Origin of the sequence: Streptomyces boluensis, assembly GCF_009908195.1 — a bacterium.
Taxonomy (GTDB): domain Bacteria; phylum Actinomycetota; class Actinomycetes; order Streptomycetales; family Streptomycetaceae; genus Streptomyces; species Streptomyces boluensis.
On sequence record NZ_JAAAHS010000255.1, the window covers coordinates 1 to 11249 of the forward strand.

At 72.9% G+C, this 11249-nt stretch carries 9 protein-coding genes; 3 read left to right on the top strand and 6 right to left on the bottom strand.

Annotation, left to right across the window (positions count from 1 at the left end):
- Positions 1-27: 27 nt before the first annotated feature.
- The 4 genes from ilvD to GUY60_RS26160 all read right to left on the bottom strand — a co-directional run bounded on the left by ilvD (position 28) and on the right by GUY60_RS26160 (position 4655).
- A complete protein-coding gene (gene ilvD / locus GUY60_RS26145; RefSeq protein ID WP_161702049.1) occupies positions 28-1881 on the bottom strand; it encodes a dihydroxy-acid dehydratase in 1854 nt (617 codons plus the stop codon).
- Positions 1882-2141: 260 nt separating this feature from the next.
- Positions 2142-2753 (bottom strand): TetR/AcrR family transcriptional regulator, encoded by a 612-nt coding sequence (locus GUY60_RS26150; protein ID WP_161702051.1) that lies wholly within the window; start codon positions 2751-2753, stop codon positions 2142-2144.
- The gene (locus GUY60_RS26155; RefSeq protein ID WP_161702053.1) at positions 2750-3598 is read right to left on the bottom strand and encodes a sugar phosphate isomerase/epimerase family protein; all 849 of its coding nucleotides are present in this window, start codon (positions 3596-3598) and stop codon (positions 2750-2752) included. The genes GUY60_RS26150 and GUY60_RS26155 overlap by 4 nt, the downstream gene beginning before the upstream one ends.
- Positions 3599-3689: 91 nt before the next feature.
- Entirely contained in the window at positions 3690-4655 is a 966-nt protein-coding gene (locus tag GUY60_RS26160; protein ID WP_161702055.1) for a Ppx/GppA family phosphatase, read from the bottom strand.
- Between the two features lie 71 nt (positions 4656-4726).
- Between GUY60_RS26160 and GUY60_RS26165 the strand changes: the two genes are divergently transcribed.
- Positions 4727-5617 (top strand): DUF3109 family protein, encoded by an 891-nt coding sequence (locus GUY60_RS26165; RefSeq protein ID WP_161702057.1) that lies wholly within the window; start codon positions 4727-4729, stop codon positions 5615-5617.
- Between the two features lie 65 nt (positions 5618-5682).
- On the opposite strand, the gene GUY60_RS26170 is transcribed toward GUY60_RS26165, so the two are convergent.
- The gene (locus GUY60_RS26170) at positions 5683-7404 is read right to left on the bottom strand and encodes a BACON domain-containing protein (RefSeq protein WP_161702059.1); all 1722 of its coding nucleotides are present in this window, start codon (positions 7402-7404) and stop codon (positions 5683-5685) included.
- Between the two features lie 273 nt (positions 7405-7677).
- On the opposite strand from GUY60_RS26170, the gene radA reads away from it, so the two are divergent.
- Both radA and disA read left to right on the top strand, forming a co-directional pair.
- On the top strand, positions 7678-9087 hold the full coding sequence (radA, locus tag GUY60_RS26175; RefSeq protein WP_161702061.1) for a DNA repair protein RadA: 1410 nt from the start codon (positions 7678-7680) through the stop codon (positions 9085-9087).
- Between the two features lie 119 nt (positions 9088-9206).
- Entirely contained in the window at positions 9207-10337 is a 1131-nt protein-coding gene (disA, locus tag GUY60_RS26180) for a DNA integrity scanning diadenylate cyclase DisA (RefSeq protein ID WP_161702063.1), read from the top strand.
- 75 nt (positions 10338-10412) lie between these two features.
- Here disA and GUY60_RS26185 read toward each other — a convergent pair whose 3' ends face one another.
- Positions 10413-11222, bottom strand: a complete 810-nt coding sequence (locus tag GUY60_RS26185) for a hypothetical protein (RefSeq protein ID WP_161702065.1) — start codon at positions 11220-11222, stop codon at positions 10413-10415.
- Positions 11223-11249: the final 27 nt, after the last annotated feature.

The window sequence follows — 11249 nt, forward strand, 5'->3', positions numbered from 1 at the left end:
GGCTGTGGGGGCTCAGCCGGGTGGGGCTCAGCCCAGCTTGCTGACGTCGCGCACGGCGCCCTTGTCGGCGCTGGTCGCCATCGCGGCGTACGCCCGCAGCGCGGCGGACACCTTGCGCTCACGGCCCTTCGGGACGAACGCGCCGTCGAGCGCCGCCTCACGACGGGCCAACTCGGCCTCGTCGACGAGGAGTTCGATCTGCCGGCTGGGGATGTCGATACGGATGCGGTCGCCGTCCTCGACCAGGGCGATGGTGCCGCCGGAGGCCGCCTCGGGCGAGGCGTGGCCGATGGACAGACCCGAAGTGCCGCCGGAGAAGCGGCCGTCGGTGATCAGGGCGCAGGACTTGCCGAGGCCGCGGCCCTTCAAGTACGAGGTCGGGTAGAGCATCTCCTGCATGCCGGGGCCGCCCTTGGGGCCCTCGTAGCGGATGACGACGACGTCGCCCTCCTTGACCTGCTGCGTGAGGATCTTCTCGACGGCCTGTTCCTGCGACTCGCAGACCACGGCCGGGCCCTCGAACGTCCAGATCGACTCGTCGACGCCCGCGGTCTTCACGACGCAGCCGTCGACCGCCAGGTTGCCCTTGAGGACCGCGAGGCCGCCGTCCTTGGAGTACGCGTGCGCCACCGAGCGGATGCAGCCGCCCTCGGCGTCCGTGTCCAGGGAGTCCCAGCGCTCGGACTGCGAGAAGGCCTCGGCGGTGCGCTTGCAGCCGGGCGCCGCGTGCCACAGCTCCATGGCCTCGGCGGACGGCGCGGCCGCGCGCGGGTCCCACTCCTCCAGCCAGGAGTCGAGGTCGTCGGAGTGCACGGAGTGCACGTCCTTGTTGAGCAGGCCGCCGCGGTGCAGCTCGCCGAGCAGGGCGGGGATGCCGCCCGCGCGGTGCACGTCCTCCATGTAGTACGTCTTGGAGCCCGCGACGTTCGGCGCGACCTTGGCGAGGCAGGGCACCCGGCGCGAGACCGCGTCGATGGCGTCGAGCCCGAAGGGGACGTCGGCCTCCTGCGCGGCGGCGAGCAGGTGCAGGATCGTGTTGGTGGAGCCGCCCATGGCGATGTCGAGGGCCATGGCGTTCTCGAAGGCGTTGAACGTGGCGATGTTGCGCGGCAGGACGCTCGCGTCGTCCTGGCCGTAGTACCGCTCGGTCAGCTCGACGACGGTGCGGCCGGCGCGCTCGTACAGGTCCTTGCGGGCCGTGTGCGTGGCGAGCACCGAGCCGTTGCCCGGCAGGGACAGGCCGATCGCCTCGGTCAGGCAGTTCATCGAGTTGGCCGTGAACATGCCGGAACAGGAGCCGCAGGTCGGGCAGGCGTTCTCCTCGATACGGAGCATGTCCTCGTCGGAGACCTTGTCGTTGACGGCCTCCGACATGGCGTCGACCAGGTCGAGGGTGCGGACCGAGCCGTCGACCAGGGTGGCGCGGCCGGACTCCATGGGGCCGCCGGAGACGAAGACCGTCGGGATGTTCAGGCGCAGGGCGGCGTTGAGCATGCCCGGCGTGATCTTGTCGCAGTTGGAGATGCAGATCAGGGCGTCGGCGCAGTGCGCCTCGACCATGTACTCCACGCTGTCCGCGATCAGGTCGCGGGACGGCAGGGAGTAGAGCATGCCGCCGTGGCCCATCGCGATGCCGTCGTCGACGGCGATGGTGTTGAACTCGCGCGGGATACCGCCGGCTTCCTTGATCGCCTCGGAGACGATCCGGCCGACCGGCTGCAGGTGGGTGTGGCCGGGCACGAACTCCGTGAAGGAGTTGGCGACGGCGATGATCGGCTTCCGGCCGATGTCCGCGCCGGGTACACCGGAGGCCCGCATAAGGGCGCGGGCGCCCGCCATGTTGCGGCCGTGGGTGACAGTGCGCGACCTCAGCTCGGGCATCGCCGCTCGCTCCTTCTACCGGTCCTGATTACGGGTCCCACCTACGGGTCCCACTTACGGGTCCCACCAGGGGGCAGCCTGCGACCCACTACGGGTCAGACTGCCTTCGAGAGTACGCCCAAGATCCAAGATCCGGACAGCCTGTCCGGAATGCGGGACGCGCGGCTCACGGATCGGGCACCCGCCCCGGCGCCACCGTCGAGCTCACGGATCGGGCACCCGCCGCTGCCGTACGCGCGTGCTCACGCCTCCGGTCGAGCTCACGCCTCCGTCAGATACCGCTGCAGCGTCGGCGCGACCAGGGCGACGATCTCCTCCTGGTCCACGGAGGCCAGCGGCTCGACCTTGATCACGTACCGGGCGAAGGCGATCCCGATCATGTGCGAGGCCGCGAGCTCCGCCCGGAACTTGGGGTTCGGCACGTCGAGGTCGCCCGCGACCCGCTCCAGGAGGCGGCGCAGCACGAACGTGCGCAGCGCCTTCGCCGCCGCCTCGTGCGTCACCGCGGAGCGGATCACGGCGAGCATGGGGGCACGGGTGGCCGGGTTCTCCCACACCGCGAAGAAGTACCGGGCGAGCCGCTCCCCGACCCGCTCGGGCCCTTCCGCGAGCACCGCCGGGATGACCGTCGCGGGCTCGAAGCTGACCTCGATGGCGGCGGCGAAGACCTCGTCCTTGCTGCCGAAGTAGTGGTGCACGAGGGCCGCGTCGACCCCGGCGACCTTGGCGATGCCGCGTACCGAGGTCTTGTCGTAGCCCCGTTCGGCGAACTCGGCGCGGGCCGCCTCCAGGATCCGTGTCCGGGCGCCGGGGCCCTGTTCCCGCTCGGTGCGCGAGGGGCGGCCGCGGCGGCGCGGGGCCTCGCCGGTCACGCGCGCTCCGACGGGGCCCGGCCCTGGGCGGCCCGGTCCGGCGCGGAGGCGAGGTGCAGCCGGGTGAAGGCGAGGGCCTCCGCGAGGTCGGCCTCGCGCTCGGCGCTGGACATCGCGCGGCGGGTGTTGACCTCGATCACGACATGGCCGTCGAAGCCGCCGAGCGCGAGCCGTTCGAGCAGTTCGGCGCAGGGCTGGGTGCCGCGGCCCGGCACCAGGTGCTCGTCCTTGGCGGAGCCGTTGCCGTCGGCGAGGTGGATGTGGGCGAGCCGGTCGCCCATCCGGTCGACCATCTCCAGGGCCTCGGTGCGGGCGGTCGCGGTGTGCGAGAGGTCGACGGTGAAGTGCCGGTAGTCGTCCTTGGTGACGTCCCACTCGGGGGCGTACGCGAGCATCTCGCGGTCGCGGTAGCGCCACGGGTACATGTTCTCGACGGCGAACCGCACGTCCGTCTCGTCGGCCATCCGCCACAGGCCGGTGACGAAGTCACGCGCGTACTGCCGCTGCCAGCGGAACGGCGGGTGGACGACGACGGTCGAGGCGCCGAGCTTCTCGGCGGCGGCCTGGGCGCGCTGCAGCTTGACCCACGGGTCGGTCGACCAGACGCGCTGCGTGATCAGCAGGCAGGGCGCGTGCACGGCCAGGACCGGGATGCCGTGGTAGTCGGAGAGCCGCCGCAGGGCCTCGATGTCCTGGCTGACGGGATCCGTCCACACCATGACCTCGACCCCGTCGTACCCGAGGCGCGCGGCGATCTCGAAGGCCGTCGCCGTCGACTCCGGATAGACCGAGGCGGTCGACAGGGCGACCTTCGCATCCGGGATGCGCACCACTGGTTCTGCCACGAGGGACAGCGTACGGGCCACGGCCCGGCGGACCGCTCCGGGCTCAGGTGTCGAACGGTGCCCGGCTCGGGTCGTGGAGACGGTGCCCGGCTCAGGTCGTGGAGACGGTGCCCGTCGGCTGGTCCGGGGACTCCGGGAGGTGGTCGAGGCGGCGCAGGATGACGCCCTCGCGGAGCGCCCAGGGGCAGATCTCCAGGGTCTCGACGCCGAAGAGGTCCATGGCGCCCTCGGCGACCATCGCCCCCGCGAGCAGTTGCGCGGCGCGCCCCTCGGACACCCCGGGCAGCTCGCCGCGCTCGGCCACGGTCATCGCGGCGAGCCGTGGCACCCAGTCCTCCAGGGACTTCCGCTTCAGCTCGCGCTGGACGTAGAGCCCCTCCGTGGACCGCGCGGCCCCGGCGAGCCGGGCCAGCTGCTTGAACGTCTTGGACGTGGCGACCACATGGTCGGGGCTGCCGAACCGGCTGAACTCCCCGACCGTACGGGCGATCTGGGCCCGTACGTGCCGGCGCAGCGCCTTCACGTCCTGCGCGTCGGCGGGGTCGTCGGGCAGCCAGCCGGAGGTGAGCCGGCCCGCGCCGAGGGGCAGCGAGACGGCCGCGTCGGGCTCCTCGTCGATGCCGTACGCGATCTCGAGGGAGCCGCCGCCGATGTCGAGGACGAGCAGCTTCCCGGCGGACCAGCCGAACCAGCGGCGGGCGGCGAGGAACGTGAGGCGCGCCTCCTCCTCGCCGCTGAGCACTTGCAGCTCGACGCCGGTGGCGTCCTTGACGCGGCTCAGCACCTCGTCGGCGTTGCTCGCCTCGCGCACCGCGGAGGTCGCGAAGGGCAGCACGGCCTCGCAGCCCTTGTCCTCGGCCGCCTCCAGGGCGTCCCGTACGACAGTGACCAGCCGGTCGACGCCCTGCGGGCCGATCGCTCCGGCCGGGTCGAGGAGCTGGGCGAGCCGCAGGTCGGCCTTGTGCGAGTGCGCGGGCAGCGGGCGCGCGCCGGGGTGGGCGTCCACCACCAGCAGATGCACCGTGTTCGATCCCACGTCGAGGACACCGAGTCTCATACGGAAAACGCTACTGCCCCCCGCAGGCCCGCTGGTCCACTACGGCCGGGCCGCGCGCATACCCTGGATGTGTGGCCAAGACGAAAAAGGCGAAGACCGACAAATCTTCCAAGGCGCCGAAGAAGAACGGCAAGAAGTCCGGCAAGCAGAACAAGGGCACCGAGCCGAGCGGCACGACCGCCGCGGCCGGGGAGGCGCGCCGCCCGCGCCCCGACGAGGACGAGCAGGGCCTCGACTTCGCCCGCGCCTGGGCCGAGTTCCCCGATCCCGCCGACGACGAGCAGGTCTTCCGCTGCGATCTGACCTGGCTGACCTCGCGCTGGAGCTGCATCTTCGGCAGCGGCTGCCAGGGCATCCAGGCGGGCCGCGCCGACGACGGCTGCTGCACGCTCGGGGCGCACTTCTCCGACGAGGAGGACGAGAAGCGCGTCGCCGGCCATGTGGCCAAGCTCACCCCGGAGATCTGGCAGCACCACGACGTCGGTACGGAGACGGGCTGGATCCAGGAGGACGAGGACGGCGACCGGCAGACCCGGCGCTACGAAGGCTCCTGCGTCTTCCAGAACCGTCCCGGCTTCCCGGGCGGCGCGGGCTGCTCGCTGCACATCCTGGCGCTGCGCGAGGGCCGCGAACCGCTGGAGACGAAGCCGGACGTCTGCTGGCAGCTGCCGGTCCGCCGTACGTACGAGTGGATCGACCGGCCCGACGACACCCGGGTCCTGCAGATCTCCATCGGGGAGTACGACCGGCGGGGCTGGGGTCCCGGCGGCCATGACCTGCACTGGTGGTGCACCTCGGCCACGTCGGCGCACGGCGCGGGCGATCCGGTGTACGTGACGTACCGCCCGGAGCTGATCGAGCTGATGGGCAAGGAGGGGTACGACCGGCTCACGGAGCTGTGCGAGCAGCGCCTCGCCTCCCAACTGCCGCTCGTCGCCCCGCACCCCGCGGACCCGGTCTGAACCCAGCTGACTCAGCTGACCCGGCCTGAACTGCTGAGGGCCCGACCGGGCTCGGCTCGCTCCACTCAGCCGAGCGGGCTCGGGCTGCCCGTATCGGTCGGGGTCGGCGTCGGCTCCGTGGGTGACGGGTCCGTGGGCGAGGGTTCGGTCGGCGAGGGATCCGTCGGGGACGGGTCCGTGGGCGAGGGATCGGTCGGCGAGGGATCCGTCGGCGTCGGGTCCGTCGGGGTGGGATCGGTCGGCGAGGGATCGGTGGGGCTCGGCGAGGTGGGCCGCCCCGGGTCGCTGGGCGAAGGGGAACCCGCGCCGCGGCCGTCGATCACCACGACCGAGTCGCCGGGGCCGATGCGCACGCGCGCGTGCCAGGCGCCCGCGGGCTCCCTGGACTCGTCGACGTACACCCGGACCGTCGTCGACTCACCGGGCCGCAGCTCTCCGGACGTCCGGCTCAGCCACAGCCACGACGCGCCCTCGTACGCCGACCACCGCACCGGTGAACCGCCGGACGCGGTCAGCGTGATGAGGGTCGAACCGCCGCTGGGCTGCGCGTCGACCGTGAGCCTTCCGGGCCCTACGCCCGTGCGCGTGGGCGCGTCTCCCGGGCTGATCACCTCGACCGACACATCGGGCGACCGACTGCCCACCGTGAAGCGGGAGTCGGGTTCGCTGCGGGCGTTGCCCGCGTTCTCGTAGTGGTCCTGGGTGCCGTCGCCGTCGAGGCCCGGATCGCCCGCCTCGCTCGCGGAGACCGAGCTCCCGTCCTGGCCCTCTCCGGTCAGCGGCGCCCCTCGGTACGCCGCCCACAGGGCGAGCACCGGGGCGGCGACCACCGTGGCCACCACCGTCGTCGTGACGGCGCGCGCCCTGATCCGGTCGCGGCGGGCCGCGTGGTCCTTGGGGTCCATCGGGAAGCCGCGCCGGTCGAACCGCGGCACGTGCGCACGCGCGCGTGGCGCCTGCGCCATCGCGCCGGGTACAGCGGAGCGCGGCGCCGGGACCACGGGCAGCGCGCCGGGTGCCACGGGCGCGGCGGCGGTCCCCGGCCAGGCGGCGGCCCCGGCCCGCTCGGCGGTACGACGGCAGCGCGGGCAGTCGTCGACGTGCCGGACCAGCTCGCGGCGGAGCGCGGCGCCGAGGAACACCTGGTTGTCGCCGGTGAGCCGGGCCACGCTCGGACAGGTGCCGGTCTCGACCACGGCGAGGGCGGCCCGGGTGCGCTCCACCTCGCAGGCGGCGGCCGCGAGCAACTCCCGCGCGGCGTCGGCCTCCAGGCCGAGCACGGCGGCGACCTCGCCTGCGGACAGGCCGTGACGCACGGCGAGCTCCAGGGCCTCGCGCTGCTCGGGCGTGGTGCCGGCCGCCTCCGGCCAGGCGAGCAGGGCCAGTTGACGCTGGCGCTCGCCGTCCGGCTCCTCGGCGGCGGCTGTCTTCACGGCGCCGCCGCCGGGCGCGGTACGGCCCGCCACATGCGCGCCCTGCCGCCTGCGCTTGGCCTCGGCGAGGCGGCGCAGACAGGACCAACGCGCGAGCGCGTACAGCCAGGCGCGGCGGTCGGCGGCCTTCTCGGGGGCGCGGGACGACCGCTTCTCGGCGAGCGCGAGGACATCGCCGAGCGCCGCGGTCGCGGCGTCGTGGTCGCAGAGCACGGACAGGCAGTAGGTGAACAGGCCGTCCAGATAAGGCTCGTAGCGACCGGACGGCTCCTGCGGGGGCGTCCTGGGCGCACGACGGTGCGCCCGGTGTGCGCCGGTGGTCTGCGTGGGATGCTCCGGGCTCCTTGTCGTCACGCGTGTGACGCTAGGGCCCCATACCGGCACGGTCCGCCCCCTTCGGCACCTTTAATCCTTACGGGTGAACAGATCCCTCGAAAGGGGACAGGAACCCCGCATTCCGTGGTGCCGGTGGCGGAGTCGCCGGGCAGGGGCGCAAAGAAGCACACCCGGCGGCACGGCCCCCGCGCCACCTCGCGAAACGGCGCCCACCAGGCGTCCACCGGGCGCCGAACAGGCGCCGACCAGCCCGTGGGCCCCGCTGTCAGTGGTCCCCGCTACGGTTCCCACATGGCTGCCCGTACGAAATCCACCAAGGACCGTCCGTCGTACCGCTGCACGGAGTGCGGCTGGCAGACGGCCAAGTGGCTCGGCCGCTGCCCCGAGTGCCAGGCCTGGGGGACGGTCGAGGAGTACGGCGCGCCCGCGGTCCGCACCACCGCACCCGGCCGCGTCACCTCCTCCGCGCTGCCCATCGGCCAGGTCGACGGCCGCCAGGCCACGGCCCGCTCCACCGGGGTCGACGAGCTGGACCGGGTGCTCGGCGGCGGCCTCGTCCCCGGCGCCGTGGTGCTGCTCGCGGGCGAGCCCGGCGTCGGCAAGTCCACGCTGCTGCTCGACGTCGCGGCGAAGGCGGCGAGCGACGACCACCGCACCCTCTATGTGACGGGCGAGGAGTCCGCGAGCCAGGTCCGGCTTCGCGCCGACCGCATCAACGCCCTGAGCGACCACCTGTACCTGGCCGCCGAGACCGATCTGTCCGCCGTGCTCGGGCACTTGGACGCGGTGAAGCCCTCGCTCCTGATCCTCGACTCGGTGCAGACGATCGCCTCGCCGGAGATCGACGGCGCCCCCGGCGGCATGGCCCAGGTGCGCGAGGTCGCGGGCGCCCTGATCCGCGCCTCCAAGGAGCGCGGCATGTCCACGCTCCTGGTGGGCCACGTCACCAAGGACGGCGCCATCGCCGGCCCCCGCCTCCTGGAGCACCTGGTCGACGTGGTGCTCTCCTTCGAGGGCGACCGGCACGCGCGCCTGCGCCTGGTCCGCGGCGTCAAGAACCGGTACGGGGCGACGGACGAGGTCGGCTGCTTCGAGCTGCACGACGAGGGCATCACCGGACTCGCCGACCCCAGCGGCCTGTTCCTCACCCGCCGCGCGGAGGCCGTCCCCGGCACCTGTCTGACCGTCACCCTCGAAGGCCGCCGCCCGCTGGTGGCCGAGGTGCAGGCGCTGACGGTCGACTCCCAGATCCCCTCGCCCCGGCGCACCACATCGGGCCTGGAGACCTCCCGCGTCTCGATGATGCTCGCCGTACTCGAACAGCGCGGTCGTATCACCGCCCTGGGCAAGCGGGACATCTACAGCGCGACGGTCGGCGGTGTGAAGCTCTCCGAGCCCGCCGCCGACCTGGCCGTGGCGCTCGCCCTGGCCAGCGCCGCCAGCGACACCCCCCTGCCGAAGAACCTGGTAGCGATCGGCGAGGTCGGCCTCGCGGGCGAGGTCAGACGGGTCACCGGGGTGCAGCGCAGACTGGCCGAGGCACACCGTCTGGGCTTCGCGCACGCGCTCGTGCCGAGCGATCCGGGCAAGGTCCCCGCCGGCATGAAGGTCACCGAAGTCGCCGACATGGGGGATGCTCTCCGGGTACTGCCGAGGTCCCGTCGCAGAGAGGCCCCACGGGAGGCCGAGGACCGCCGGTAGACTTTGACCCGGTCTCGCCCATCCGTACGAACCAGGGGCCGTACGAGCAGGGGCTGTACGGCATCTCGCAGAGGTTCCGTACACGCCAGGGCAAGGACAATCGCGACCGGAGGAGTGCAGTGGCAGCCAATGACCGGGCGGCAGCTCCCGGCAAGTCGGGTGGGGGCTCCGGCGACGGTGCGACGGGCATGATGCGTGCCTCGCTGAGCGCGGTCGCGCCCGGCACGGCGCTGCGCGACGGCCTCGAACGCATCCTCCGCGGCAACACCGGTGGACTCATCGTGCTCGGCTCGGACAAGACGGTCGAGGTGATGTGCACCGGCGGGTTCGTCCTGGACGTGGAGTTCACCGCGACCCGACTGCGCGAGCTGTGCAAGCTCGACGGCGGCATCGTGGTGTCGTCGGACCTCTCGAAGATCCTGCGGGCCGGCGTCCAGCTCGTGCCGGACCCGATGATCCCCACCGAGGAGACCGGCACCCGGCACCGCACCGCGGACCGGGTCAGCAAGCAGGTCGGCTTCCCGGTCGTCTCGGTCTCCCAGTCGATGCGCCTGATCGCGCTGTACGTCGACGGGCAGCGCCGCGTCCTGGAGGACTCGGCGGCGATCCTGTCCCGCGCCAACCAGGCCCTGGCCACCCTGGAGCGGTACAAGCTGCGCCTGGACGAGGTCGCGGGCACGCTCTCCGCGCTCGAGATCGAGGACCTGGTGACGGTCCGCGACGTGACCGCGGTCGCGCAGCGCCTCGAAATGGTCCGCCGCATCGCCACCGAGATCGCCGAGTACGTGGTGGAGCTGGGCACCGACGGCCGCCTTCTCGCCCTGCAGCTCGAGGAGTTGATCGCGGGCGTGGAGCCGGAGCGCGAACTCGTCGTGCGGGACTACGTACCGGCGCCGACCGCCAAGCGCTCCCGCACCGTCGAGGAAGCGCTGCACGAGCTGAACGAACTGACCCACACCGAGCTCCTCGAACTGCCCATCGTGGCGCGGGCGTTGGGGTACAGCGGCTCGCCCGAGACGCTGGACTCGGCGGTCTCGCCGCGCGGCTTCCGGCTGCTCGCCAAGGTGCCGCGGCTGCCCGGCGCGATCATCGACCGCCTTGTGGAGCACTTCGGCGGCCTGCAGAAGCTGCTCGCCGCGAGCGTCGACGACCTGCAGACGGTCGACGGCGTGGGCGAGGCCCGCGCCCGCAGCGTCCGCGAGGGCCTGTCCCGGCTTGCGGAGTCGTCGATCCTGGAGCGGTACGTCTAGACGGCGATCACGGGCCGCGGCTGATCAGTGCGGCTCGGGGCTCGGTCCGACCTGCCGCTCAATCCGGCCTGCCGCTCAGTCCGACTTGAGCACGAACGACGCCTGCACCGGCGGCAGTCCCGCCGCCTTGGCCTCCGCCAAGTACGTACCGGGCTCGGCCGATCCGGGGCGCGGGGTGGCGCACTGCTTCTCGCTCGGCTCGCGGTTCCAGTCGACGGCCTGGGTGACCGTCTTGCCCGCGGGCACCCGGAGCAGCAGGCTGCCGGTGCCGCCGGGGCAGTCGGCGGACGACCACAGCACGTCGTCCGCGTCGGCCCGGCTGATCGTCACCACCGCTTCCTTCGGGCCGAGGTCGAGCTTGCAGGCGGCACCCGAGGTGTTCTCGGCGATCAGCTCGAACTTGGGCTTCTCGCCCGGCTCGTAGGAGTTGCGGACGCTGCGCAGCTCCCACCGGACGCTGGACGAGGTGCAGTTGGGCAGTCCGGAACCGGCGGGCAGTCGCGTGCCGGAGGAACCGCCGCTGCCGGCCGTGCCGTCGCCGCCTTCACCGGAACCTGAACCGGAACCCGAGCCGTCGCCCGTACCGTCCCCGGAGCCGTCACCCGAACCCGGCCCCGTACCGCTGCCGTCGCCTTCGCCCGACTCGTCGCGTCCGCCCGGCTGTTCGCTGATCGCCGGGCCGGAACCGGAGGGTCCGGGAGTGATCGAGGGCGCGGGGCCCTTGCCGTCGGGCGTTCCGGAACCGTGGGTGCCGCTGCCGCCGCCGACCGTGACGGCCCACATGGCGAGCAGCGCGAGCACCGCGACCACGGACAGCAGAACTGCCCTCCGGCGCCAGTAGATGGAGGAGGGAAGCGGCCCGATCGGATCGCGCAGAGATCCCACGGCCCGAACTCTACGACGACCGTGCCC